Here is a 26,195-nt window from a genome sequence, read left to right on the forward strand (position 1 = left end):
CGAATGACCGGCAAACACGCTATCATTGCGCCTTTTAGGGTAAATCCATCACTGCTATGAGCCATCACCCACTCGCCGACAAAGAAACCCGACTGGAACTGTTCGCCGGTATTCATCCGACCAATCAGCAGCCTGTGTTTGAACAGTGCCTGGCAAGCCCCTGCGAAACCGAGGGTCAGTACCGCTTATTAAAGTCACCGCTGTTTGTACGCGGCGTGGCGGCACTGGACACCCTGGAACTGAATAATGAATCGCGCGGTCGCTTTAAAGTGGTTGAGCGCGGCGGCAACCTTTGTCTGCGCGTATTTATGCGCGAGCCCAACGACGCGCTGGAACAGCAACTGACCGGCGAGATCGAAAAACTGGGCGGCCACTTGGACATCAGCAGCGAACGCGCCTTGGTCTACAGCATTCATTTTGGCGTAGGGTTTCAGGCGATTGAAAAATTACTCGATGCCAATGTAAAGACCGGCGAGGCACGCTGGCTGTATGGCAATGTCTACGACGACCAAGGCGAGCCACTGAATTGGTGGCAAGACCTGTTAAAAGCGTAGCGGCGAAAGGAGCCAAGCATGTTGATACTGATTTCACCGGCAAAGACGCTGGACTTTGACACCCCCGCTCACACTCAACAGCGCAGCGAGCCGGATTTTCTGGACGCTTCACAGCAGCTTATCGATGAGCTACGCGAACTGGCGCCCCAGGATATTTCCGCGCTGATGAAGATCAGCGACAAACTCGGAACGCTCAACTACCAGCGCTTTGCCGACTGGCAAACGCCGTTTACCCCCGACAACGCCAAGCAGGCAGTGTTGGCCTTTCGCGGCGACGTCTACACAGGGCTCAATGCCGACGACTTCAGCGACGACGATTTCGCCTTTGCCCAGCAGCACCTGCGCATTCTTTCCGGCTTATATGGTCTGCTGCGGCCGCTGGATTTGATTCAGCCCTATCGGCTGGAAATGGGCACAAAGTTCGCCAACAGCGGCGGCAAAAACCTCTACGAATTTTGGGGTGAGCGCATCACCGATGCCATCAATACCCAATTTAGCGATGCCGGCCCGCTGCTGCTTAACCTAGCGTCGAACGAGTACTTCAGCGCCGTGAAACCCAAGCTGCTGAACGCCGACGTTATCACCCCGGTGTTTAAAGACTACAAAAACGGCAAGTACAAAATTATCAGCTTCTACGCCAAAAAGGCCCGAGGTTTGATGAGCGCCTATGTGATTAAGCAGCGCATTACCGATGCCGAGAAACTGAAGCAATTCGACACCGACGGCTACTATTACTGCCCTGAGCAGTCCACTGCCACGGAGTGGGTGTTCCTTCGCGACGAGGTCGCCTAAGTCCTATTCCAGGCTGAGTATCGTCTGCCAGTGACGCTCTTCTATCGGCATCACCGACAGGCGATTACCCTTCTTCAGCAGCGCCATGTCGCTTAGCGCCGGATGGCTTTTTAGTTCGCTCAAGGGAATCAGGCGCCCCAGCTTGCGGTGCAGCTGAATGTCCACCATATACCAGCGCGGATCCTCGTCGCTGGCCTTGGGATCATAGTATTTGGACTCGGGGTCGCGCGCAGTGTGGTCGGGATAACCCTCCCGCACGACCTCGGCAATGCCGACAATGCCCGGCGTTTTACAGGCAGAGTGATAGAAAAATACCTGATCGCCCACCTGCATGTTGTCGCGCATGATGTTGCGCGCCTGGTAATTGCGCACCCCATCCCAGTGCTCGGTGGCATTTTTGCAGGCCGCCAAATCATCAATGCCAAAAGCATCCGGCTCGGATTTTACCAACCAGTATTGCATCACTCCTCCTCTGCACTGACACTGTGCACCAACAAAAAGTGTAGCGGCCGGTCGCTATGGCCGTCCATCCTCCCTGGAAAGTCCAGCTAGGTACCCGCAATGCAAAAACCCTACTCCCAAGCCTGCGAAAACAATAAACAGCCGATCTTTAGCACCTTGCAGCCCATTCTTAACACTCTAAAAAGCGTGGTGGAGATTGGCAGCGGCACTGGGCAGCACGCCGTGCACGTCGCCCGCCTTCACCCTCAATTGCAGTGGCAATGTTGTGACCAAGTGGAATACCTGCCCGGCATACAACAGTGGCTGGACGAGGCCAAGCTCGACAATCTTCCGCCGCCGCAGCCCTTTGAGGTGAATACCTCGCCCTGGCCCAGCGGCGAGTTTCAGGCACTCTACTCAGCCAATACCCTACACATTATGAGTTGGGCCTCGGTAGAGCGACTGTTCGCCCGCATTGCTGAACACGGCGCCGAACTACAATGGCTTTTTATCTACGGCCCTTTCAATTATCAGGGGCAATTCACCTCGCCCAGCAACGCCGAATTTGATCAGTGGTTAAAAAGCCGCGATCCGATGAGTGGCATCCGCGATGCCGAGGCGGTGAATGGTTTGGCCGCGAAGGCAGGCTTTGCGCTTCACCGCGACTGTGAAATGCCAGCCAATAACCGCCTGCTAATCTGGAAGCGCTAATTTCGGGCAAAAAAAAGCCACGACCTGAGTCGCGGCTTTCTGATTACTTCCGATTACTTGCTAAGGTAAGCCTTACAGCTCTTCCTCTGCATCGTAATCATAGTCGTAGTCATATTCCTCTTCTTCTACATCCGCAGAAGGGTCGTAGTCGTAGAGTTCTTCGTCCATGGCTTCTTCAGCGGGCGCTTCCGCAGCCGCTTCTTCAACCATAGGCTCTTCAGCGGTAGGTACGTAAGCGGGCTCTACCACCATTTCTTCGTCACCCAACACTTTCAGCTCAACGCGGCGGTTCTCCGCACGACCCGCTTTGGTGTCGTTGCTGGCGATGGGCTGCTCTTCACCGTAACCGCGAGCGGTCAGGCGGTTGCTTTCAACGCCCTTATCAACCAAGTAGTTTTTCACTGACTTAGCACGATTCTGAGACAGGTTCATGTTGTAGCTGTCGCTACCTGTGCTGTCAGTGTGGCCTTGCAGCTCAACGTTGAAGCCAGGCGAGCTGTTCAGGGTAGCCGCAACGCCATCGAGGATGGTTTCAGCATTCACAGTCAGTTGTGCACTGTTAAGCTCGAAGTTAACGCCACGCAGAACAACCGATTGCTCTTCGCCACAACCGTTAGACATGACTTCCTGACCAGCAGGTGTGTTGGGGCACGCGTCATCGCGATCGGCAACGCCGTCGCCGTCGCTATCCAGTGAACAACCCTGTGCGTCCACTTCGTCACCCGCAGGTGTATTGGGGCACTTATCGAGGTAGTCAGCAACACCGTCGTTGTCGCCATCCAGCGGGCAACCTACGCTGTCTACTTGAACACCGCGTGGTGTACCTGGGCACTGATCGGTTTCATCAACAACACCATCGCCGTCACCGTCTTTGGCGCCGTATTGAGCGTCGAAGAAGTTGTAGCGCAGACCAATCATCAAGCTCTGTGCTTCATACTCGGTTTCAAACGTTGAGCCGCTGCTGGCAAACTCGGGATCTTCAGATACCGCGTAGCGATAACCGGCATCCATAACCAGGCGTGGCGTCAGGTGGTAGTTAACACCGGCACCCAGCTGACCAATGGCAACATCATCGTCGCTGCCGTTGAGCTCCATGTTGGCCATACCCAAGCCGAAACCCACATAGGGGCGCAGACGCTCGCCAGCACGGAAGTCGTACCAGACATTACCCAGCAGAGACTTTACTTCCAGAGCAGAGTCAGAATTAGTGACGTCGTTCTCGCCTTCACTGTATTCCAGTTCCAGGCGCAGAGCACCGGCGGTTTTATAACCGAAGTTAACACCGTAGCCCCAGTCGTCGTCGTACTCGGTATCCACTTCGATCGAAGCCCCTACCGGCGGCGGCAATAGACCGAGGTCGGTCAACAGTTGTGTGAGTGGGTCGCCGGGTGCAGCAGCTTCTGTTGTCAGCTTGCCATCGGCGTCAAATACTTCGGTGTAAGCGGCTTTGCCGCCGATGTAAAAACCTTTCTCTTCTTCGGCGCTGACAGCGCCTGCAGACGCGAGCAGTACGCCCGCCGTCAGGGCAGTAATCCATTGTTTGCTCATAGCAATCCCCCAGTTATTAGTTATAAATTTACATTCAACAAAGGCTTGATGCCCCTGATACTAACCGATATTACGACTCACGTTTAGCGAAAAGAGTCACTCACTTGGTATTTTTCCACTAAGTTTGTCGCTTTGCAGAAGAATTGTTCACTCTCGCTACCACCCCCGGACGCTGATATACGTTACTATAGCCGCGTTTTTTATACGGGTTTTGATTATGACGCCTGAACTGCTCTCTCCTGCCGGCAGCCTTCGCAACATGCGTTACGCATTTGCCTACGGTGCCGATGCCGTCTACGCCGGCCAACCTCGCTATAGCCTACGCGTACGCAATAATGAATTCAAAGACCTGGAAACCCTCGCCACCGGCATTAACGAGGCCCACAGCCAGGGCAAGCAGTTTTATCTGGCGTCTAATATTTCGCCGCACAACGACAAGATTCGCAGCTATCTGCGCGACTTGGAGCCCGTGGTGGAGCTCGGCCCCGACGCACTGATTATGGCCGACCCCGGCTTAATGATGCTTGTGCAGGAGCGCTGGCCGGACCTGCCCATCCATCTTTCGGTTCAGGCGAACGCGGTGAATTGGGCGAGCGTGAAATTTTGGCACCGCAATGGCATTCGCCGGGTGATTCTGTCGCGCGAACTTTCCCTGAACGAAATTGAAGAGATCCGCCAGCGTGTGCCGGAAATGGAACTGGAGGTGTTTGTTCACGGCGCGTTGTGTATCGCCTACTCGGGGCGCTGCCTGCTGTCGGGGTATATGAACCATCGCGACCCGAACCAGGGCGCCTGCACCAATGCCTGCCGCTGGCAGTATCAAGCCCACGAAGCAAAGGAAGACGCCACGGGCGATTTGATCGCTGTGCAAAACTACGAGCCACAACCGCAGGTTGAACCGGTGCTGCTGCAGCAAGCGCAGCGCCCCGGCGAGTATATGCCTGCCTACGAAGACGAGCATGGCACCTATATTATGAACTCCAAAGACCTGCGCGCCGTGCAACATGTGCAGCGCCTGCAGGAAATGGGGATTCACTCACTAAAGATTGAGGGACGCACCAAGTCGCACTATTACGTGGCACGCACCGCTCAGGTTTACCGCCGCGCTATCGACGACGCCGCCGCGGGCCGCGAATTCGACATGGGACTGATGGACGAACTGGAAACCCTGGCCAACCGCGGCTACACAGAAGGCTTTTACCGGCGCCACCCCCCCAAGGAATATCAGAATTATGAGATGGGCAGCAGCAACGTCCAGCAGCAACAGTTTGTTGCCGAAGTGGTGGATGTTAGCGGTAGCGATATCGTCGTTGACGTGAAAAACCGCTTCGCCGTTGGCGATACCGTGCAACTGATGACGCCCCAGGGCAATAAACGCTTCACCCTAGACACCCTGCTCGACAAAAACGGCAAGGCGGCGGACGTTGCTCCCGGTTCCGGCCATCGCATGCGCATTCCGCTTGATGCCCAACTCGACGAACAGGCACTGCGTTACGGGCTGATCGTAAAGGATATTCACGCCGGCGGTTGAGCCTGCTACGCTGAGAAAAAGCCGCAAAGGAGTAGCCCATGGAGCGACGTAAACTGCGCAGCTTGCGCGGCTTAATTAATATAAGCCTGCTAAGCCTCATCTTCGGCGCCGCCATTCATATTCTGGCGAGCCTACTGGGTAACTATAGCGCCATGGCCCTCGGCGCAGTGGGTGTACTACTCACCTTTTACTGCTACCGCCGCGCCGATCGCCAAGACGCCAGCCGACTGGCGTACACCCTGTGGCGGCTGCTGCCGACCCTCACCTTTGTGATCTTACCCGTCGCCATATTTTGGTACGGCAGCGACTCCCAATGGAGCGCCACCGAGGTATTGATGCTGGTGGAAATCAGCTGCAGCTACCTGATACCGATTGTCTGCCTATTGCTGGTTGAGCGCACGCTAAAGAAGGCCCAACAATAGGCCCCGCTATTCACCCTGCTTGAAGGGTAGCGCCTGCGCAGCCTCTTGCAGATATTCAGCAATATGGCGCTGCTCGGTGTGAAGAAAGCGCGCCACCGCATCGCTAAAACTGGCATCGGCCAACCAGTGCTGGGAGTAAGTGGTGATAGGCTCGAAGCCGCGCTGAATTTTGTGCTCGCCCTGAGCGCCCGGGTCAAACTTACTTAAGCCCTGTTCGATGCAATGCTCGATGCCCTGGTAATAGCAGGCTTCAAAATGCAGGAAATCGTATTCGCGAATACAGCCCCAATAACGCCCGAACAAGGTATCCGCGCCCTGAAAATTCAAAGCTGCCGCCACTGGCACATCGCCCTCGTAGGCCAATACCAACAGCAGCCGGTCTGCCATTGACTGAGCAATGGCCTGAAAGAAGGCTTCCGATAAATAGCCGCCGTGACCGCTGCGTTTGGCGTAGGTCATCTGATAACAGTGGAAGAAAAAGCGCCACTGCGACTCGCTCACATCACTGCCCGGCAGGCGCTCCAGGCGCAGGCCCTGTTCGGTCACTGTACGACGCTCCTTGCGCAGGTTTTTTCGCTTGCGCGAACTGAAGGTCGCCAGAAAGTCGTCGAAGCACTGATAACCCCGATTAAACCAGTGGTACTGCGGGCCAACGCGCTGCAGTAAGCCAGCGCGTTGCCAGCGCTCGGCGTCGTTAACATCGGGGAATAGAATATGGGCTGACGAGGCGCTCAGCTGTTCGGCGCGGCGCTGCAATTGCTCGACCACCACGGTGTAGAGCGCGTCAGCCTTCAGGTCGTCGCGCAAGCACAGGCGCGGCCCCGTTGCCGGGGTGAAGGGAATGGCCGACAACAGCTTGGGGTAGTATTCAAGGCCGTGGCGGCGATAGGCATCGGCCCAGGCCCAATCGAACACATACTCGCCGTAGCTGTGTGACTTGATATACAGCGGCAATAGGCCGCACAACACGCCACCCTCGCGAATAACCAAGTGCTGAGGTAGCCAGCCGGTCTCAGCGGTGGTTGCGCCACTGTCTTCCAACGCGGCCAGAAAGGTGTGCTGCAAAAACGGGTAGTCGTCACCAGCGACCGCATCCCACTCCTCGGCGGCAACGCGGTGAATGCTGTCGATAAACTGCAATTCCAGCATGCTTTATATCCAACAAACCATCAGCTGTGCATACGCGCTAGCAAAGCCGCGCGATGTTATGCCGGCAGTGCATAGTGCAGCGCAATGCCAACAAAGATCGCCATGCCGACGTAGTGATTATTCAGGAAGGCCTGGAAGCACTTGTCACGCTCCCGGTATTTAATAAGCTTTTGCTGGTAGATAAACAGACCGCTGGCAGCCATCAAGCCGGCGTAGTAAATAAAGCTCATGGCAAATTGCTTGCCGACCATCAACATCACGATAATCACCGAGACTTGCAGCATGGCGGTGATCGCCTTGTCGTCGTCGCCGAAGAGTATTGCCGTCGACTTCACGCCAATTTTCAGGTCGTCATCGCGGTCAACCATTGCGTAGAACGTATCGTAGGCCACCGTCCACATCAGCACGGCAATGTAGATCAACCACAAACTCGCCGGCAATTCACCGCGCTGCGCTGAAAATGCCATGGGTATACCCCAGGCAAACGCCGCGCCCAACACCACCTGGGGCAAATGCGTGTAGCGCTTCATAAAGGGATAACACGCCGCCAGCGCCACCGCCGCAAACGACAGCAAAATGGTTTGGATATTGGTGAACAACACCAGAATAAAGGCCGCGCCGCACAATACCGCAAAGACGGTCAGCGCCTCTTTTTCCGTCACGCTGCCCGTGGCAAAGGGCCGCGCCTCGGTACGTTTTACGTGGGCGTCGATGTGGCGGTCGGCATAGTCGTTAATCACACAGCCCGCCGAGCGCATTAAAAAGGTGCCCAACACAAAAATCAGCAGCAAATGCCAATCGGGCAGGCCCTCGGCCGCCAGCCACAGTGCCCAGAGTGTTGGCCACAGCACAAGATAGGTACCAATGGGGCGATCGACACGCATCAGCGCCAAATAGTGGGGAAGCTGCTGGCAAAATTGTGGGAACTGCACCTTCATTCCGTGACTCATCTTTGAACGTAGGCGCAGAGTATAACGCGTCCCGCCGCTATCAACAGAGCGCTAACACCACGGCTGAAACTCGGGAAGAAAAATCTCGCTGACCATAATCGGCCGCTGATCGAAAACAAAGCAGGAACGGCGACCCCACAAGGCCGCCTCTTGATCAGGCAAGCCTTCCAAAGGTAGCTGCGCTGCTGGCAATCGGCAGATCTCGTAGGGAATGCGACGCATCGAGCGGTCGGTGAACAGGAGGTGCCCTAACGGCCGACTGTCCAGGCCGCGCAGGCGACGCAGGTGCCCCGTTAAACTGCGCGCCGGCATCACACTGCGGGCATAAACCCAGGGTTCGTCGTGGCAGCACAACAGTACTTCGCGAATTAAACCCCAGTCGCGATCGCCCATGCCCAGTAGTCTGCGCTCAGACAAGCGCGGTAATCCCCAGTGCTGGCTGAGCACCTGCACACGGAAATTTCCCGCCGACTGCCGACGCAAATGGGCGGTCAATGAGCCGGTGTCCAGCAGCCAGGGCGCGTCATCCTGAAGCGCTGGAACTCCTACAAATTGATTAGCTGGCCGCCAGTTGGGCTCTTGGCGGTAGCATCGGTTTAATCGAAGGGCGTACAATGTCGGGCTTCCAGTGGCTAGATCACTGAATACTGGCTGTTGATACACAGACAGCCAATTCGCTGAGTGCGGCAGAATGCGTGAATCGCCGCCGACTTGCAAGCCAGCCGCCGCCGTAACCATAAGGCACAGAGTGTCGATAAAGGTGGCCGCATAAGACAAACCGATGACGGCAGGACGAAAGAGTATGAGTAAGTGGGAATGTATTGTTTGCGGATGGGTATACGACGAAGAAACCGGTGATCCGGATTCTGGTATTGAGCCCGGTACTCGCTGGGAAGATATCCCCGATGACTGGCTGTGCCCGGACTGCGGCGTAGGCAAAGAAGACTTCGAAATGATCGAACAGTCTGAGCCCAGCAGCCTGCCTCACCACGACGAACCCTCTACTGCCAGCCAGGATGCCCCCATCGTGGTCATCGGCACCGGCTTGGCGGGCTATGGTCTGGTGCGCGAACTGCGCAAGCAAGACAAAGAAACCCCAGTCATTATGATCACTGCTGACGACGGCCGCGCCTACTCCAAGCCCATGCTGTCCACCGGCTACACCAAGAAACAAGATGCCGATGCACTGGCGCAGAAAGACGCCGGCGGCATGGGCGAAGACCTCAACGCCAGTGTTTGGACCATGACCAAGGTCACGGCGATCGACACAGCGGCGCAGACCATCTCCACCGGCGACACCGAAACCAAGGTGCACTACAAGAAGCTGGTACTGGCACTGGGTGCCGACGTGATTCGCCCCCCCATTGGCGGCAACGGTCAGGACTACGTGTATTCGGTCAACGACCTGCTGGACTACGACGACTTCCGCAAAGCCGTCGACGCCAACAATGTGAAGAAGGTCTGCATTATCGGTGGCGGCCTGATTGGCTGTGAGTTCACCAACGACCTGATCAACGGTGGCTTCGAAGTAGAAACGGTTGACCCACTGGGTTACTGCCTGCCCACCCTGCTGCCAGAAGCTGCCGGTAAAGCTGTGCAAAGCGCGCTGGAAGACAAAGGCGCCAAATTCCACTTTGGCCCATTGGTCACCGAAGTGAACAAAGCCGACAACGGTGTGGAAGTGACGCTGAATAATGGCGAGACCATCAGCTGCGACCTGGTACTGTCGGCCGTGGGTGTTCGCCCACAAGTCGAGCTGGCCAAGTCTGCGGGCATTGAAGTGAATCGCGGCGTGGTAACAAACCGCCTGCTGGAAACCAATGCACCCAATGTCTACGCCATGGGTGACTGCGCAGAAGTCGCTGGTCACGTGTTGGTATACGTCGCACCGCTGATGGCTCAGGCTCGCGCCCTGGCCAAAACCCTCACCGGCGAGCCGACAGAAGTTAGCTATCCGGCGATGCCTGTCACCATCAAAACACCTGCGTGCCCAGTGTGCGTGTCTCCCGCTCCTCGCGACGCGAAAGGCGAATGGCAAATCGAGCAAGACGGCAACAATGTTGTCGCCAAGTTTGTCGACACCGCCACCGGCGACCTGCTGGGCTTTGCACTGACCGGCGAAGGCACCAAGCAGAAAATGGCGCTGCAGAAAGAACTGCCCGCCATCATGCCCTAAGCCCTAGCGGCTGTGCATAACAAACCCCGCTACGGCGGGGTTTTTTGTGTCTGCAGCAAAGCACGCCGCTGTCCGCTTTGGACATTGCCAGCGCACTGCCGCTGCGCTGAAATACCTTGGCAAAATCACCCTTCGCCATCGCAAAACGATAATAACGAGACCGCCATGAGCCTTTACGATACCTACGTGCTACCCGCTGTGATCGACAGAGCCTGCTCCATGCCTGCTGTTATGGAGGCGCGCCGCGACGTCGTCCCCCAATGCCAAGGCGCGGTGCTGGAAGTAGGTATGGGTAGTGGCATTAATCTCCCCCTCTACGATGCCAGCAAGGTGGACTATATCTGGGGCCTGGAACCCTCAGAGGGAATGCGCCGCAAAGCGCAAAAGAACCTGGCCGCCAGCGCCTTGGACGTGCGCTGGCTCGATCTGCCGGGCGAGAAAATCCCGCTGGCCGACAACAGTGTCGACACCGTGCTGTTAACCTTCACCCTATGCACCATTCCCGACTGGCGCAGTGCACTGGCGCAAATGCACCGCGTGCTCAAACCGAACGGCCAACTGCTGTTTTGCGAGCACGGTCTGTCAGAAGAACCTGCGGTAGCGCGCTGGCAAAACAGAATTACCCCAGTGTGGAAGCGCTTTGCCGGTGGCTGTCATTTAAACCGCCCCATTGCCGACCTACTGAAAGAAGGCCAGTTCGCCATCGACCAACTCGAGCGGCGCTATCTTGAAAAAGCCCCGCGCATCGCCGGTTATGTCTACAGTGGCAGTGCCCACAAAATTGTTGCGGACTAGCCTCTAAGGCATCGGCACGCTAGAGTGCGGCATAGACCTGTCAATTTCTGGTTCCAACCAATAAAAAATTCGGACGCGCTATGCCCAAACTCGCTTTGCACTGGCAAATTGCTATTGCCATCTCCCTCGCTGTGGTCGCTGGTCTACTCGGCGGCGCCGATGCCGAGATTGCCGGCATTAAATTACTCGCGGTATACGCCTTTCTCGGCACGCTGTTTTTAAACGCCCTGAAGATGTTAATCGTGCCTCTGGTCAGCGCCTCGATTATCAGCGGCATGGCCGGTATTGGCGGCGACAACCTGGAACGCTTGGGCGGCAAAACCCTGCTGTTTTACGCCGCCTCCAGCCTGGTGGCGATACTCATCGGCCTCACTGTCGTCAATATTATCCAGCCCGGCGTCGGCGACACTGAAGCCCTCGCCGCCAGTTTGAGTAGCAACAACGCCGAGCTCAACGCCACCCTCGCCAAGGTCGAAGGCCGCAGCGCCGCCGATATTGTGCAAGTGTTTGAGCGGATGATTCCCCCCAATGTGGTCGCCGCTGCCGCCAATGGCCAGATGCTTGGGCTGATTTTTTTCAGTTTGCTGTACGGCTTTTTCCTCGCCCGCAGCGACTCCGAGCACGCGGAAGTTCAGCTGAACTTCTGGCAGGGGCTGATGGATATTATGACCAGCATGACCATGTGGGTAATGAAATTTGCCCCCATTGGCGTCTTTGGTCTGGTGGCAAAAACCGTTGCGGGCACCGGCTTCGACGCCTTCGCACCCATGCTCAAGTTCTTTTTTGCCGCCGCGCTGGCGCTGGCACTCCACGCCTTTGTCGCCATGCCATTGGTGCTTCGCTACCTGGGCAAAGTGCGGCCAGTCAAACACTACCAGGCCATGGCACCGGCAATGCTCACCGCCTTTTCCACGGCCTCCAGCTCCGCGACCTTGCCGCTTACGATGGAGTGCGTGCAGGACAAATCCGGCGTATCCAAACGCACCAGCGGCTTCGTGTTGCCGTTAGGCGCAACCGTAAATATGGATGGTACCGCCTTGTATGAGTGCGTAGCCGCCATGTTTATCGCCCAGGTCTACGGCCTGGACTTGAGCTTCGCCCAGCAGTTCACCGTGGTAATGGTCGCCCTGCTAACCTCGATCGGCGTGGCCGGCATTCCCGCCGCCAGCCTGGTGGCCATCTCCGTCATCCTTGGCACCATTGGCCTGCCACTGGAGGGCATCGGCCTACTGCTGGTAACCGACCGGATTCTGGACATGATGCGCACCGCTGTGAATGTATTTAGCGACTCCTGCGCCGCCGTGGTAATCGCCCGTAGCGAAGGCGAACAAACAGCCATCGCCATTGATCCGAGCAGCCGCCGATGAACCAACGCAAGCGCATCCCGCGCCTTAAAGGGAATGACTACTCGGAACAGGCCGCGCAACAACGCCGCAGCTTCATTGAAGAACAAACTGGCGCGTCACTGACGAACACCCGTCATTACTCTCTCGACCCAGCAAGCCTTGAGGGAAATGCCGAGAACTTTATCGGCGTTGTACAAATGCCACTGGGCGTCGCTGGTCCCTATCGCATCAACGGTGAGCACGCTCAGGGCGACTTTTACATCCCCATGGCCACCACCGAGGGCACCCTGATCGCCTCCTATAGCCGGGGCATGAGGCTGGTCACTGAATCGGGTGGGTGCACCGTCACTGTCGTCGACGAAGCTATGCAGCGGGCACCATTATTTGAACTGACATCTGCCCGAGAGGCACGGGCACTGGCGCAGTGGCTCGAGGCCAATTTTGAGGACATTAAAGCTGAGGCGGAAAGCACAACACGCGTTGGCACACTGGAAAATATTCAAAGCTGGGTAATCGCCAATAAACTGTTTACCCGTTTTAACTTCCTTACCGGTGATGCCGCTGGCCAAAATATGACGGGCAAAGCGACACATAAAGCCTGCCAATGGATACTTGCGAACTTCGCAGGCATCCAGAATTTCTCGCTATCGGGCGGCATAGAAACCGATAAAAAACATTCTCACATGAACTTACTGCACAGCCGTGGAAAAAAGGTCGTCGCTGAAGCCGTCATCAAAAAAGAACTGTTGCAGAGCCTGATGCGCGCCGAACCCGAACGCATGGTGCGCCTGCGCCAACGCACCATTGTTGGAAGCTTATTGGCGGGCTCAGCCTACAACGGACCCCACTCAGCAAACGGTATTGCCGCGATGTTTATCGCCACCGGACAAGACGAAGCCAATGTCGTTGAGTCCCACGCCGGTATCGCCTTTATGGATCTTACCGACGATGGCGACCTGTATTATTCCGTGACCCTACCCTCGATTATCTGCGCCAGCTATGGCGGCGGCACAGGCTTGGCAACCCAGCGCGAGTGCCTGGAAATGATGGGCTGTTACGGTGAGGGCAAAGCCCACAAGCTCGCGGAAATTATCGCGGCAACGGTCCTTGCCGGAGACCTATCGCTGGCAGCTGCCGTGGTTTCCGATGAATGGGTATCCAGCCACGATCAGCTCGGTCGAAATCGCCCTTAATACTGACCCACAGCGAGCCGACTACTCCTCCAGCCGCCGATACAGCGACCGCAGGCTAATACCGGCAATATCGGCGGCTTTTTCCTTGTCGCCATTGCAGTGCTGCAGCAGCGACTTGAGATACCGTTGCTCTTGCGCCTTTAAGTCCAGCCAGGGGCCGTTGTGAGGCGCAGCGGGACTTGGCGCGGGCTCTGCCTGGCGCCCCTCTTGCCCAAAGCAACGCTCCAGCACTGCGAGATCGATAATACTGGAATGGGCGAAGATGGTGGCGCGCTCCAGAATGTTTTTCAACTCGCGGATATTGCCCGGAAAATCGTAGTCCTGCAGTCGCTTTACCGCAGAATCAGTGAGGCGATAACCGCCATTTGGGCTGAGCTTTTTCAAGATCGAGCGGGAGATCAACGCAAGGTCGGCGCGGCGCTCGCGCAGCGGTGGCAGGTGGATGGGAAAAGTATTAATCCGGTAGTAGAGGTCTTCGCGGAACTGTCCCCCGGCGATCATCGCTGGCAGGTCTTTGTTGGTGGCACAGATCAAGCGGAAGTCGGCCAGCTGAGGCTGGGGGCTGCCCACCGCGCGATAACTGCCGGTTTCCAGCAGGCGCAGCAATTTTACCTGCATACCCAGCGGTACATCGCCGATTTCGTCCAGAAACAGGGTGCCGCCACGGGCGGACTCAAGCAGGCCCGGTTTATTGCTGACCGCGCCGGTAAACGCGCCCTTCACATGACCAAACAGCTCACTTTCAAACAGGGTATCGGTCAGGCCCGCACATTCAACGGCGACCATCGCCTTGTCGCAGCGCCCACCGGTGCTGTGGATCGCTTGAGCGGCCAGCTCCTTGCCCGTGCCAGATTCACCGAGCAACAACACCGAGGTGTCGTGAGGCGCAACCAGATTAATCAGCTCCAACATGGTGTTAAACGCTGCGCTGCGACCCACCATATGATCGCTGCTGATCTCCGCACTGGCGCTGCGCACCGGCTTGAGCATTTCAATAAAGTAGCGCAACTCTCCATTACGGCCTTTAATGGGTAGCATCTCGACATCGATATGCTCGCGACCACGGGGGGTATTGTGGATATGCAGCACACGCTCGCGCTCACCACTTTGAGTGCAGGCCTGAAGGGGGCAGCTCTCGCCCGCTTGGTCGCAGGGTTTGTCGTAGCCGTGAGACACCCGAAAACAATGATCACCTGCCGGCACATCACCAAAACTGTCTTGATAACGCTGGTTGCTCGCCACAATCTGGTAATCGGGCGTCAATAGAATGGCCGGGTGCTCTAAGCCATCGAGCAGGGACCGAAAATCGAGGTCGAGGTCTGTGCCAATTTGTCGCATCGTCTTTGCCAGAAATGACAGGTAGTCTGCCAATACTGGCACAAAACCTAGCGCGCTGCGATTCACACTACCCGCCGCAATCCGCCAACCTTAATTTTTATTCAATTAAATCAATGCCTTAATAGATTTAAACGCACTGGCACACACATTGCTGTGCATCGTAGTACAAACCGGAATATTGGAATTCCGTTTAGCTATATAGAGAGGAGCTTATGGATATCGACCCCCTTGTGCTGGCGCGCATACAGTTCGCCACCAATATCAGCTTTCATATCCTGTTTCCCGCCATTTCCATTGGCTTGGGCTGGTTGCTGCTGTTTTTCCGGGTGCGCTATACCCAAACCGGCGACAAGGCCTGGGAATATGCCTATTACTTCTGGGTGAAGATCTTTGCCCTGACCTTCGCCATGGGCGTGGTCTCGGGCATTACCATGAGCTTCCAATTCGGCACCAACTGGCCCGGTTTCATGGAAAAAGCCGGCAATGTCGCCGGGCCTCTGCTGGGCTATGAGGTACTGAGCGCCTTTTTTCTGGAGGCGTCATTCCTGGGCATTATGCTGTTCGGTAAAGACCGCGTATCCAATCGCATGCACCTGATCAGTACCTTTCTGGTGGCGTTCGGCACGACGCTCTCGGCGTTCTGGATTCTCAGCCTGAACTCGTGGATGCAAACCCCCACCGGCTACTACCTGGAAGACGGCGTGGTGATGGTGGAAAGCTGGTGGGAAGTGATCTTCAACCCCTCTTTCCCCTACCGCTTCTTCCATATGGTAATCGCCTCTGTACTGACCAGCGCCTTCCTCGTTGCTGGCGTCAGCGCCTGGCGGGCGCTGAAGAATGTCGACGGCCCCGCCACCTGGAAGATTATGCGCACCGGCGTGATGGTTGCCGCGGTGCTGGCCCCGCTGCAAATTTTCATCGGCGATCTGCACGGCCTCAACACCCTTGAACACCAGCCGGCAAAAGTCGCCGCCATGGAAGCCATTTGGGAAACTGAGGAAGGCGCCCCCTTCACTGTTGTCGCCCTTCCCGACGAAGAGAGCCGCAGCAATAAATTCGCGCTGGAAATTCCCTACGCCGCAAGCCTGGTACTTACCCACGAACTCAAGGGCGAAGTTAAGGGCCTGAATGAGTTTGTTGGCGAGCACCCACCGGTTGCGATCGTGTTCTGGTCTTTCCGTGTGATGCTCGCCATCGGCGGACTAATGGTACTGGTCGCGTGGTGGGCCGCCTGGGCACTGCGAAGCGGCCGGCAGGCCAGTAAACCCGTACTCGCGGCGCTCTCAGCGATGACCTTCTCCGGTTGGGTCGCGGTGCTGGCCGGCTGGTACGTTACCGAGATTGGCCGCCAGCCCTGGATCGTCGACGGCGTACTAAAAGTCCAGGACGTTGTCGCCGACCACAGCGCTGCCACCGTTAGCGGCACCTTGTTCGGCTATATCCTTCTATACCTGTTCTTACTGGCTTCTTACATCGGCGCGCTGCGCAATTTGTCGGCCAAGCCCGCTGCCTCGTTGATCTTAAACCCGGCTGGCACGGCGTCAGCCAACACCGGCGATAACACCGCGAAAGGGGGAGAATCGTAATGGAATACTGGCTACCGATTATTTATATGGCGGCAATGGGCTTGTCCCTGCTGATCTACGTTATTCTCGACGGCTACGACCTCGGTGTTGGCATGCTTATGCCGCTGGCCAACGACGCCGAAAAAGACATTATGGTCGCCTCCATTGGCCCCTTCTGGGACGCCAACGAGACCTGGATAGTACTCGGCGTGGGGATTCTACTGATCGCCTTCCCCATGGCCCACGGCATCGTGCTCACCGAGCTGTATCTGCCGGTAACGATCATGCTGATGGGCTTAATCCTGCGCGGCGTGGCCTTTGACCTGCGCGTCAAAGCGGGTGACCACCGCAAGGCACTGTGGAACCGCGCCTTCTTCCTGGGCTCGCTGGTCGCGTCGATGGCTCAGGGCTGGATGCTCGGCGCCTACGTCACCGGCCTGCAATCCAATACCACCAGCCTGTTGTTCTCGGCCCTCATCGCGCTAACCCTGCCCGCGCTCTACCTGACACTGGGCTGTGGCTGGCTGCTGATGAAAACCGAAGGCGAGCTGCTCACCAAAGCCATTGGCTGGGCGCGCAAGTCAGTATGGCCAATGGGCCTGGGCCTGTTGTTGGTGTCTATTGCCACACCGCTGGTCAGCGACGCAATTGCGGAGAAGTGGTTCAGCTGGCCCAACTTCCTGATTCTGGCGCCCATCCCGGTGCTGTCTCTCGCTGCGTTTGCCGCGATTGTTGCCCTGCTTAACAGCGACAACAGCATCTACCGCGGCCACGGCTGGAAGCTCTATGCCAGCACCGTGGCCATCTGTGTATTCGCCAGCCTTGGGCTCGGCTACAGCCTATTCCCCAATATTATCATTGGCCAAATGACGATCTGGGACGCTGCCGCCTCGCTTAGCTCCTTGAAATTCACCCTGGTCGGGGTCGCCATTACTCTGCCAATCATTATTGGCTACACCATTTTCGTCTACCGCATCTTCCATGGTAAGGCGACCCACCTCTCCTACGACTGAGCAGCAACAGCCACTGCTCATTGGCGGGCCGCGCGCAAGCGGGCCCGCCTTTTTTATGCCCAGTGCTTTTTACACCGGCGTCGTCTGTCACCCGCTTCTGCTGCCCACCTCCCGGCGCCACAGAACACGACTCTGCCAAATGTGGCGAAGTTTCTGCCAGATCTGGCAAAAGCAAAGAGGTTTTATTTGCTAAGGCAGTCCAAGCAAACGCGAATGAAATTTAATTTCCAGCAATTACAACAGCTTACGCTAAATATTCGTTTTTACCGTGTTTTGGCACGAATCCTGTTACTACAATCATACGGAATATAGTTATTCCAATTACGCATAACCGAGGCCGCGTTATCGCTGTACGCATCAGGGACCGATACCGCTCGCGACAACAGTAAGAGGATTGCATCATGCTCGACAATATCTCCATCGATTTCGACCACAAACCCGAAGTTATCGCCTTCTTCGACGAACCCACCAACACCTTTTCCTATGTGGTGAAAGACCCCAGCAGCAACGCCTGCGCGGTCGTGGACTCGGTAATGGAGATCGACTACGCCGCCGGCCGCCTGTCATTGGTGGGTGCCGACAAAATCATTCAGTATATTCGCGACAACAAACTGAGCCTCGAATGGATTATCGAAACCCACGTACACGCCGACCACCTGTCAGCTGCGCCCTATATTCAAGAAGCCCTCGGCGGTCAGATCGGCATCGGCGCCAACATTACCGTGGTGCAGGAAACCTTCGGCAAAATCTTTAACGCCGGTACAGAGTTCGCCCGCGACGGCTCGCAGTTCGACAAGCTATTTAACGACGGCGACGAATACCATGTGGGCAATATGCTGTGCCGCGCTATTCACACCCCCGGCCATACCCCGGCCTGCATGACCCACATAATGGGCGACGCGGCATTTGTTGGTGACACCCTGTTTATGCCTGACGGCGGCACCGCCCGCGCTGACTTCCCCGGTGGTGATGCCGCTGTGTTGTATCAATCGATCCAGCGCGTGCTGTCGCTGCCCGATGAAACCCGCCTGTTTATGTGCCACGACTATATGCCCGGCGGCCGCGAAGTCGAATACGAAACCACCGTCGGCGCGGAGAAGCAGTCCAACATCCATGTCCATGTCGGCACTAGCGAGGCTCAATTTGTTGCCATGCGCGAAGCAAGGGATGCCACGCTGGGAATGCCTCGGCTAATTCTACCTTCGCTGCAGGTCAACATGCGGGCAGGCCACCTACCCGGCGCTGACGACAACGGCACGGTGTATCTGAAATTACCATTGAACGTACTTTAAGGGTTGGGCAAGGCATGGAATACAAGCAAATAGATTCAGGGCTGACGGTATCCGGCCAGCTCACTGTTAACGACCTGCCGGCACTGGCGGAAAAAGGTGTGAAAACGCTGATCTGCAACCGCCCCGACGGCGAGGGCGGCGATCAACCCGGCTTTAAAGAGATCGAAGCCAAAGCCAGCGAGCTGGGCATGAGCTGTCACTACCTGCCGGTAGTCAGTGGCAAAGTCAGCGACGAAGATGCTGCCAGCTTTGGCGAGTTGCTCAGCGGCCAAAGCGCGCCGGTCCATGCCTATTGCCGCAGTGGCATGCGCTCCACCACCCTGTGGGCGCTAAGCCGCGGTGAAGAGATGAGCCTGACAGACATCGTCGATGCTGCCGCCAAGGCCGGTTACGACATGAGCGGCGTGGCCGCCCGTATCGCCGCCGCCCGCAATGGCGACAATACCGCCGAGGGCATTGCCAGCTACGATGTGCTGATTGTCGGTGGCGGTGCCGCCGGTATCTCCACGGCCGCCAGTTTGGTCAAACGCTGCAAAGGGATCTCCGTTGCCATTATCGACCCCGCAGAAAACCACTACTACCAACCCGGCTGGACCCTGGTCGGCGGCGGGGTATTCACCCCGGAGCAAACCCGGCGCAGCATGGCCTCACTCATTCCCAAGGGGGTCGAATGGATCAAGGCCGCCGTCGCCGCCTTCGACCCCGACAACAACACCGTGGTCCTTGAAGGCTGCCGCTTACTGAACTATCAGCGCCTGGTGGTTGCCGCCGGTATCAAATTGAATTGGGACGCCATTCCCGGCCTGAGCGAGACCCTGGGCAAAAACGGCGTCACCTCAAACTACCGCTATGACCTGGCGCCTTACACCTGGGAGCTGGTAAACAAGGTTCGCAGCGGCCGTGCAATATTTACCCAACCGCCGATGCCGATTAAGTGCGCAGGCGCTCCGCAAAAAGCCATGTATTTGTCCTGCGACCACTGGCACCGTCAGGGGCGGTTAAACAATATCGACGTGGAGTTCTACAACGCTGGTGCCGTGCTGTTCGGCGTTGCCGACTACGTGCCGGCACTGATGAAATACGTCGACAAATACCAGGCCAAACTCAACTTTGGCCACACCCTAACCCGCATTGACGGCCCGGCAAAAACTGCCTGGTTCGCCACCAAAGACGAACAGGGTAACGACGTGGAGGTCAGCCGAGAATTCGACATGATCCACGTGGTACCGCCGCAAGTCGCCCCCGATTTCATCCGCAACAGCCCGCTGGTCGATGGCGCTGGTTGGGTCGACGTCGATCAGGCCACCCTACAGCACAAGAAGTACGCCAATATCTGGGCACTGGGCGATGTAATGAACGCCCCTAACGCTAAAACCGCAGCGGCGGCGCGCATGCAGGCACCCATTGTCGCCAATAACATCGCGGCCGATATCAGCGGTCGCAGCAGCGACATTGCCCACTACAATGGCTACGGCTCCTGCCCGCTTACCGTAGAGCGCGGCAAGATCGTACTGGCGGAATTTGGCTACGGCGGCAAGCTGCTGCCCAGCTTCCCCAAAATGATGCTCGACGGCACCAAGCCATCTCGTCTGGCGTGGTTGCTGAAAGAGAAAATTCTGCCGCCCATATACTGGCAGGGCATGCTCAAGGGACACGAATGGCTGGTTAAGCCCACCATTGGTGAAGACGCACCAGCGAAAAAATAACCCACCCTTTCGCGCCGCAAATGCGGCGCTGTTTTTTCGTTTATGTGCAACACCGCAGCGGCAACTGGAGAGGACAGCATTTTGAAAGGCGTACTCAGCCAATACTTACCCATCCTGGAATGGGGAAAGCAATACAACCGCGGGCAGCTCGCCTCCGACCTGCTGGCGGCCGTCATCGTGACGATCATGCTTATCCCGCAGTCACTGGCTTACGCCCTGCTCGCTGGCTTGCCTCCCGAGGTTGGTCTCTACGCCAGTATGCTGCCGCTCATCGCCTACGGCTTGTTAGGCAGCAGCCGCAGTTTGTCGGTGGGCCCGGTGGCCGTGGTATCGCTGATGACGGCCAGCGCCGTCGGCCGCATTGCCGAGGTCGGCAGCATGGGCTACCTCGATGCTGCCGTACTGCTGGCGCTGTTCTCCGGGGCGTTCCTGCTGCTGATGGGTGTGCTGCGAATGGGTTTTCTCGCCAACTTTCTGTCCCACCCAGTGATCGCCGGTTTTATTACTGCCTCGGGCATTATTATCGCCGTCAGTCAGCTTCGCCACCTGCTGGGTGTGCACGCCCACGGCCACAACCTCTATGAAATTTTGCTCAGTCTTGCCGAGCACGCCAGCCATACCAACCTCTACACCTTAGCGGTCGGTTTGCCGGTGCTGATCTTTTTATTCTGGGTGCGCAAAGGCCTGCAACCACTGCTGGAAAAAGCCGGTCTGTCGCCCTTTGCCGCCGCCATGGTCAGTAAAGCAGGCCCCGTAGTTGGCGTGGTGATGACCAGTGTTGCCGCTGTCGCCTTCGACCTCGGCGCAAAGAACGTGGCACTGGTCGGCGATGTGCCCAGCGGCCTACCCGCCCTGCGCCTGCCACCACTGCACCACGAGGCCTGGCAGGAACTGCTGATCTCGGCGATTTTCATCTCGGTCATTGGCTTTGTGGAGTCAGTGTCGGTGGGCCACACCCTGGCTGCGAAAAAGCGCCAGAAGATCAGCCCCAACCAAGAACTCATCGGCCTCGGCGCTGCCAATATCGCTTCGTCGGTATCGGGCGGCTACCCCGTTACCGGCGGCTTTGCACGCTCGGTGGTGAATTTCGATGCCGGCGCAGAAACCCCCGCAGCGGGTATGTTTACCGCCATCGGCATCGGGCTGGCGGCAATCTTCTTCACGCCGTATCTGGCTTACCTTCCCAAGGCGACGCTGGCGGCAACCATCATCGTTGCCGTTCTGTCACTGGTCGATTTATCGATTTTGAAAAAGACCTGGGACTACGGCTATTCCGACTTTATCGCCGTTGCCAGCACCCTGTTCGTCACCTTAGTGGCCGGTGTTGAAAGCGGCGTTGCCTGCGGGGTATTCGCCTCGTTAGCCCTGCACCTATACAAAACCTCCAAGCCCCATATGGCCGTGGTCGGTGAGGTGCCGGGCACCGAGCACTACCGCAACATCAACCGCCACTCGGTGATTACCCACGACGAGATCCTGTCGCTGCGCATTGACGAAAGCCTGTATTTTGCCAATGCCAGCTTTATTGAAGATCGCATCTACGCCCTGCTGGAGGACTACCCACACACCCGCCACGTGGTGCTGATGTGCACCGCCGTGAACGAGGTAGACCTCAGCGCACTGGAGGCACTGGAAGCGATCAACGAGCGTTTGGGCGAGCGCAATATTGCTCTGCACTTATCTGAGCTGAAAGGGCCGGTGATGGATGTGCTGTGTAAGACCCACTTCCTCAAGCAACTTACCGGCAAAGTGTGGTTGTCGCAGCACCTGGCCGTTACCGGCATTGTTGAAGAAATGAACCAACACAAGGCCGATAACACCGAAAACTGGGATATCTAAGTCCTCAGGGAAAAGGTAATTCAGCCCCGTAGCTGCGCGGCTGAAATTTCATTGTTGCAGGCCTTTCCCTGCTCCACATCGCTGAGGTTTTGCAGTGTGGTGGCGGCAATGCTCGCCAGCGCCTCGGCACTAAAAAAGCCCTGATGGCCGGTAATGAGTACATTGGGGAAGGTCAGCAGGCGCGAGAACACATCGTCGGTAATAATCTTGCCCGACAGATCCTCGAAAAACATATCGCCCTCTTCTTCGTACACATCCAGTCCCAGATAGCCGATTTTCATCGTCTTGAGCGCGGCGATCACCGCAACGGTATCCACCAGTGCGCCGCGGCTGGTATTAACCAGCATCACACCCGGTTTCATTTTGGCAATCGCGTTTTCATCTATCAGGTGATGAGTGTCAGGGGTGAGCGGGCAGTGGAGGCTGATAATATCCGCGCGCGTTAGCAGCTCGTCCAGCTCGGTGTATTCCACGCCAAGGCGAATACAGCGCTCATTGGGAAAAGGGTCGGCGGCAATCACCGTACAACCAAAGCCGCGCATAATCGTGCAAAAGGCTTCGCCAATATTGCCGGTACCAATCACCCCCACCGTCTTACCGTGCAGGTTAAAGCCCAGCAACCCTTCCAATGAAAAATTACCCTCGCGAACGCGGTTGTATGAACGATAAATTTTACGGTTAAGCGCCAGAATTAAGGCCACCGCGTGCTCCGCTACACCTTCCGGCGAGTACCTGGGCACACGGACTACGGTAATGCCGTGGGCCGCTGCGGCATCGAGATCGACATTGTTAAAGCCCGCGCAACGCAGCGCCACCGTATGAATGCCCAGCGCAGCCAGCTCCGCCAAACAGTCATCGCCCAACTCATCGTTTACAAAGGCGCAGACCGCATCAAAGCCCTTGGCCAAACTCGCTGTTGCCGCACCCAGGTGGGCATCGAAAAACGCCAGTGTATGCCCGTGGGGTGCATTGGCCTGACCGAGAAACTCGCGGTCGTAATCCTTAGCACCAAATATCGCGACTCGCATTTCATCTCCTCAGCGCGGCCTTAAGTCAACGTCTCCCCACCCCATTGAGTGTAGCAAGCGGCTCGGCGGATGGGGAAAACCCCTTGTGGCGAATGAGTGGTGCCTTATTTCTGTATTCCTGTCGCAATGCCTGGCGTTTCTGCTGTACCTTGAGTGCAGCGCTTTCACTTTGCGCGCGGGGAAACGACCAATGAAAAAAATCGATAACGAGAAAGAGTGGGTAAGAAAGGCCATCAATATTGGCAGCGCCTACGCAGAGAAGCGCGGCGCCGCCCAGTTTGAAGACGGCGACTCTAGCAACGAACGACTGGAATTTATCTACCGCCTGTTAGTGCGCGACAAACTCATCCAACCCATGCCCGAGCTACAAGTATCCCAGCAAAGCATTCGCCACCGCTTGGCACTGTGGGCAAAATCGCTGGATAAAAAGGCCTGAGCCGGATGCGATTTGCCCGCCATGGCGACAAATACCGTTACAAAACGGGCGCGCGGCGGCCAGACTGTCCCGCCGCGCAGCCAGCTATGCCTGCATCGCCGCTTTGACATCCGCGGGACGAATTGGCAAGTTCCGCAAGCGCGCACCCACCGCGTTAAAAATGGCATTGCCAATTGCCGGAGCCACCGCAATCAAACCCGGCTCGCCGAGCCCAGTGGGAAACTCCGTGTTTTGTACAAAGCTGATATCCATGTCTGGAACATCCTTCATACGCAAGGGTTGATAGCTATTGAGGTTGTTGTCAGCGACCTGGCCATCTTTAATTGCCGTGCCCTCATGCAAGGCCAAACTCAGGCCCCACAACATGGCACCTTCAGTTTGCGCCAGGGCGCCGTCGGGGTGCACCACGGTTCCGCAGTCCATAACACTGGTGAGCTTAAGCACCGTAACCTGCCCCGATTCGGGGTCCACTTTAACGTGGGCCACGCAGGCGCTCCATGTGGGCATGGTGCGCTCCTGCCCGGCGGCAACGGCCACACCCAGGCCCTCGTTGGCCGGTAGCTTCCGACCCCAGCCCGCCTTGCGAGTAGTTTCGCGCAAGACATTGGCCAGCCGCTTAGCGCCACCGACCGCCTCCGGCGCGTTGCCGGCATTCTTGCCCTTAGCGTCGAGCAAGCTCAGCCGGAATTCAGCGGGATCTTCGCCCTGGGCGTGGGCGACCTCATCCATAAAAGACTCAACCCCCCAGCCTATCCAGCCCGGCCCCACGGCACGCAGCCATCCCGGTACAAAGGTCTTTTGTGCCAAGGGGTTATTGATGGCCCGCACGCGGTGATGGTCGAGACTGTACCAATGATCGGCGCCGCTGATAGAAAAACTATCGACTTTGGTTTTCTTATCGACGCTATCGGGCATGAACCCGGGCGCCATGGTGAGTGTTGGCCAGCCTGCCGCGGCGGCGTGCTCGATGCCCAGCAGATCACCCTCGCCACCCCAATAGGCCGTAAAGTGCTGCACAGACGGTGAGCGAATGCAGTCAAAGCGAGAGTCATCCTCACGGGTAAATACTAACTTAACCGGCTTACCGGTCGCCTTAGCAGTAAGCGCGGCAGGCACCATATAATCGCCCGCTAACCTCCGGCCAAAACCACCACCGAGATAGTGCTGATGGATCACCACGTTGTCTTCGCCGAGGCCGACTGCCTTAGCCACCACCGGCAAGAACAATGACTGCCATTGGTTGCCCGTATACACGTGGCAAACGCCATCTTTAAAGTCCACCGCAGCATTGACGGGCTCTAATGCAAAATGCAGTGCCGATGCGGTTCGATAGCTGCCTTCAATGGATTTTTCCGAGCGCTGCGCCGCCGCGTCGATATCTCCATGATCGACAAACAAGCCACCCGCTGTTTTATCGGCGACTAACTTCTCACCTTCAGCGATAAGATCCTCTTCGCTGACATTGGCCGTTTCCCCCGCGCGGTATTCCACTTTGATCGCATCGGCAGCTTTAACCGCGCCGTAGTAGCTGTCGGCCAACACAGAGACCCAGCCCTGCAAAATATCACTGGGATCACTGAGCACCTCGTAGCCCAAATACCCCTTCACGGCTTTCGCGCCGCTGTCATCAACATTCAACACCGTCGAACCGTAGCGGGTTGGCGGAATGAGGGGGCGCGCGTAGATCATTCCTTCCAACTCAACGTCGATACCATACTGCGCCTCACCGGTCGTTTTCACCGGGATATCCAAGGCCCGACTCGGCTTGGCAATTAACTGGCGGTTGTCAGGTTTTTTCGGAGAGAATTTGGCGAGCTGGTCTTCGCTGTAGGTTTTATCAATCTTGCCGCGCTTCACAATATCGGCAAAATCCAAACGCTGGCTGCCACAAATCACTTGGCTGTTTTCCGTGCGGCAGTCTTTCGCTGCCACGCCAAGCAGCTCGGCAGCCGCTTCAATCAGCGCCTCTCTACCCGCAGCACCGGCTTGCGACATCGGCACATACGACTGAAATACCGACCAGGAGCCGCCCGTCACCATATACCCCCACTTGGGGTCGGTATCCACGTGATTAAAGCTCACCCTATTCCAATCGGCGCCCAGTTCATCGGCCACGATACGCGCCAGCGCTGTGCCCACGTGCTGCCCCATCTCCGCACGGGTTACATTCACTAAAATGGCGCCACTTTGGTCGATCTCAAACCAGATAGTGGGGTTAAAACGCTTTTTATTCAGGCGCTCGGACGCCGAATCCGCACTGCACGCGGGCAAGAGTGGCGCAAAGGCCAGCATTACACCCGCCCCCGCCGATCCAATGAGAAACTGACGGCGATTCACACCCGCGCTTTTGGCATTTTTTATTCGTGACAT

23 protein-coding genes are annotated in these 26,195 nt (G+C 57.0%); 15 read left to right on the plus strand and 8 right to left on the minus strand.

Annotation, left to right across the window (positions count from 1 at the left end; all coding sequences use genetic code 11):
- Nucleotides 1–56: 56 nt before the first annotated feature.
- Nucleotides 57–554 (plus strand): DUF4265 domain-containing protein, encoded by a 498-nt coding sequence (locus tag H573_RS0114165; RefSeq protein WP_027874835.1) that lies wholly within the window; start codon nucleotides 57–59, stop codon nucleotides 552–554.
- Nucleotides 555–572: 18 nt separating this feature from the next.
- Nucleotides 573–1,346, plus strand: coding sequence for a peroxide stress protein YaaA (yaaA, locus tag H573_RS0114170; protein WP_027874836.1), 774 nt, complete (start codon nucleotides 573–575; stop codon nucleotides 1,344–1,346).
- A gap of 3 nt (nucleotides 1,347–1,349) precedes the next feature.
- On the opposite strand, the gene H573_RS0114175 is transcribed toward yaaA, so the two are convergent.
- On the minus strand, nucleotides 1,350–1,808 hold the full coding sequence (locus tag H573_RS0114175; protein WP_027874837.1) for an EVE domain-containing protein: 459 nt from the start codon (nucleotides 1,806–1,808) through the stop codon (nucleotides 1,350–1,352).
- 99 nt (nucleotides 1,809–1,907) lie between these two features.
- On the opposite strand from H573_RS0114175, the gene H573_RS0114180 reads away from it, so the two are divergent.
- Nucleotides 1,908–2,498 (plus strand): DUF938 domain-containing protein, encoded by a 591-nt coding sequence (locus tag H573_RS0114180; protein ID WP_027874838.1) that lies wholly within the window; start codon nucleotides 1,908–1,910, stop codon nucleotides 2,496–2,498.
- A 72-nt stretch (nucleotides 2,499–2,570) separates the two neighbouring features.
- Here the strand turns inward: H573_RS0114180 and H573_RS19675 are convergent, their stop codons facing one another.
- Nucleotides 2,571–4,046 carry an OmpA family protein gene (locus tag H573_RS19675; protein WP_051171332.1) on the minus strand — a complete coding sequence of 492 codons (1,476 nt, stop codon included), beginning with the start codon at nucleotides 4,044–4,046 and terminating at the stop codon, nucleotides 2,571–2,573.
- Nucleotides 4,047–4,263: 217 nt separating this feature from the next.
- Here H573_RS19675 and trhP point away from each other — a divergent pair, with 217 nt between their 5' ends.
- Complete coding sequence (gene trhP, locus H573_RS0114190) at nucleotides 4,264–5,577, plus strand: prephenate-dependent tRNA uridine(34) hydroxylase TrhP (RefSeq protein ID WP_027874839.1); 1,314 nt, start codon at nucleotides 4,264–4,266, stop codon at nucleotides 5,575–5,577.
- A gap of 38 nt (nucleotides 5,578–5,615) precedes the next feature.
- Nucleotides 5,616–5,999, plus strand: a complete 384-nt coding sequence (locus tag H573_RS0114195) for a hypothetical protein (protein WP_027874840.1) — start codon at nucleotides 5,616–5,618, stop codon at nucleotides 5,997–5,999.
- Nucleotides 6,000–6,005: 6 nt separating this feature from the next.
- Here the strand turns inward: H573_RS0114195 and H573_RS0114200 are convergent, their stop codons facing one another.
- The 3 genes from H573_RS0114200 to H573_RS18430 all read right to left on the minus strand — a co-directional run bounded on the left by H573_RS0114200 (nucleotide 6,006) and on the right by H573_RS18430 (nucleotide 8,713).
- Nucleotides 6,006–7,148 (minus strand): GNAT family N-acetyltransferase, encoded by a 1,143-nt coding sequence (locus H573_RS0114200; RefSeq protein ID WP_036256909.1) that lies wholly within the window; start codon nucleotides 7,146–7,148, stop codon nucleotides 6,006–6,008.
- Between the two features lie 56 nt (nucleotides 7,149–7,204).
- Nucleotides 7,205–8,086: a 4-hydroxybenzoate octaprenyltransferase gene (ubiA, locus tag H573_RS0114205; RefSeq protein ID WP_027874842.1), complete on the minus strand. Its 882-nt coding sequence runs from the start codon at nucleotides 8,084–8,086 to the stop codon at nucleotides 7,205–7,207.
- A 63-nt stretch (nucleotides 8,087–8,149) separates the two neighbouring features.
- Complete coding sequence (locus tag H573_RS18430; protein WP_161624277.1) at nucleotides 8,150–8,713, minus strand: chorismate--pyruvate lyase family protein; 564 nt, start codon at nucleotides 8,711–8,713, stop codon at nucleotides 8,150–8,152.
- A 187-nt stretch (nucleotides 8,714–8,900) separates the two neighbouring features.
- Here H573_RS18430 and H573_RS0114215 point away from each other — a divergent pair, with 187 nt between their 5' ends.
- From H573_RS0114215 to H573_RS0114230, 4 genes are all read left to right on the plus strand, one after another.
- Complete coding sequence (locus H573_RS0114215; RefSeq protein WP_027874843.1) at nucleotides 8,901–10,274, plus strand: FAD-dependent oxidoreductase; 1,374 nt, start codon at nucleotides 8,901–8,903, stop codon at nucleotides 10,272–10,274.
- A 165-nt stretch (nucleotides 10,275–10,439) separates the two neighbouring features.
- Nucleotides 10,440–11,069, plus strand: coding sequence for a class I SAM-dependent methyltransferase (locus tag H573_RS0114220; RefSeq protein ID WP_027874844.1), 630 nt, complete (start codon nucleotides 10,440–10,442; stop codon nucleotides 11,067–11,069).
- An 80-nt stretch (nucleotides 11,070–11,149) separates the two neighbouring features.
- Nucleotides 11,150–12,436: a dicarboxylate/amino acid:cation symporter gene (locus tag H573_RS0114225; protein WP_027874845.1), complete on the plus strand. Its 1,287-nt coding sequence runs from the start codon at nucleotides 11,150–11,152 to the stop codon at nucleotides 12,434–12,436.
- Nucleotides 12,433–13,608, plus strand: coding sequence for a hydroxymethylglutaryl-CoA reductase (locus H573_RS0114230; protein ID WP_027874846.1), 1,176 nt, complete (start codon nucleotides 12,433–12,435; stop codon nucleotides 13,606–13,608). Before H573_RS0114225 ends, H573_RS0114230 begins: the two co-directional genes overlap by 4 nt.
- Before the next feature lie 21 nt (nucleotides 13,609–13,629).
- On the opposite strand, the gene H573_RS0114235 is transcribed toward H573_RS0114230, so the two are convergent.
- The gene (locus H573_RS0114235) at nucleotides 13,630–15,012 is read right to left on the minus strand and encodes a sigma-54 interaction domain-containing protein (RefSeq protein WP_234701877.1); all 1,383 of its coding nucleotides are present in this window, start codon (nucleotides 15,010–15,012) and stop codon (nucleotides 13,630–13,632) included.
- Nucleotides 15,013–15,158: 146 nt separating this feature from the next.
- Here H573_RS0114235 and H573_RS0114240 point away from each other — a divergent pair, with 146 nt between their 5' ends.
- The 5 genes from H573_RS0114240 to H573_RS18435 all read left to right on the plus strand — a co-directional run bounded on the left by H573_RS0114240 (nucleotide 15,159) and on the right by H573_RS18435 (nucleotide 22,361).
- Nucleotides 15,159–16,532 (plus strand): cytochrome ubiquinol oxidase subunit I, encoded by a 1,374-nt coding sequence (locus tag H573_RS0114240; RefSeq protein WP_027874848.1) that lies wholly within the window; start codon nucleotides 15,159–15,161, stop codon nucleotides 16,530–16,532.
- On the plus strand, nucleotides 16,532–17,524 hold the full coding sequence (locus tag H573_RS0114245) for a cytochrome d ubiquinol oxidase subunit II (RefSeq protein WP_027874849.1): 993 nt from the start codon (nucleotides 16,532–16,534) through the stop codon (nucleotides 17,522–17,524). The genes H573_RS0114240 and H573_RS0114245 overlap by 1 nt, the downstream gene beginning before the upstream one ends.
- A gap of 401 nt (nucleotides 17,525–17,925) precedes the next feature.
- Nucleotides 17,926–18,816 (plus strand): MBL fold metallo-hydrolase, encoded by an 891-nt coding sequence (locus H573_RS0114250; protein WP_051171335.1) that lies wholly within the window; start codon nucleotides 17,926–17,928, stop codon nucleotides 18,814–18,816.
- 14 nt (nucleotides 18,817–18,830) lie between these two features.
- Nucleotides 18,831–20,522 (plus strand): bifunctional protein tyrosine phosphatase family protein/NAD(P)/FAD-dependent oxidoreductase, encoded by a 1,692-nt coding sequence (locus H573_RS0114255; RefSeq protein ID WP_027874851.1) that lies wholly within the window; start codon nucleotides 18,831–18,833, stop codon nucleotides 20,520–20,522.
- 81 nt (nucleotides 20,523–20,603) lie between these two features.
- The gene (locus tag H573_RS18435) at nucleotides 20,604–22,361 is read left to right on the plus strand and encodes a SulP family inorganic anion transporter (RefSeq protein ID WP_036256955.1); all 1,758 of its coding nucleotides are present in this window, start codon (nucleotides 20,604–20,606) and stop codon (nucleotides 22,359–22,361) included.
- A 20-nt stretch (nucleotides 22,362–22,381) separates the two neighbouring features.
- Here the strand turns inward: H573_RS18435 and H573_RS0114265 are convergent, their stop codons facing one another.
- Nucleotides 22,382–23,389 carry a 2-hydroxyacid dehydrogenase gene (locus H573_RS0114265; protein WP_027874852.1) on the minus strand — a complete coding sequence of 336 codons (1,008 nt, stop codon included), beginning with the start codon at nucleotides 23,387–23,389 and terminating at the stop codon, nucleotides 22,382–22,384.
- Nucleotides 23,390–23,579: 190 nt separating this feature from the next.
- On the opposite strand from H573_RS0114265, the gene H573_RS0114270 reads away from it, so the two are divergent.
- Entirely contained in the window at nucleotides 23,580–23,825 is a 246-nt protein-coding gene (locus H573_RS0114270) for a DUF5062 family protein (protein ID WP_036256911.1), read from the plus strand.
- 84 nt (nucleotides 23,826–23,909) lie between these two features.
- On the opposite strand, the gene H573_RS0114275 is transcribed toward H573_RS0114270, so the two are convergent.
- Nucleotides 23,910–26,195, minus strand: coding sequence for a xanthine dehydrogenase family protein molybdopterin-binding subunit (locus H573_RS0114275; protein ID WP_027874854.1), 2,286 nt, complete (start codon nucleotides 26,193–26,195; stop codon nucleotides 23,910–23,912).

This window comes from Neomelitea salexigens DSM 19753 (assembly GCF_000422345.1).
Taxonomy (GTDB): Bacteria; Pseudomonadota; Gammaproteobacteria; order Pseudomonadales; family Spongiibacteraceae; genus Spongiibacter; species Spongiibacter marinus_A.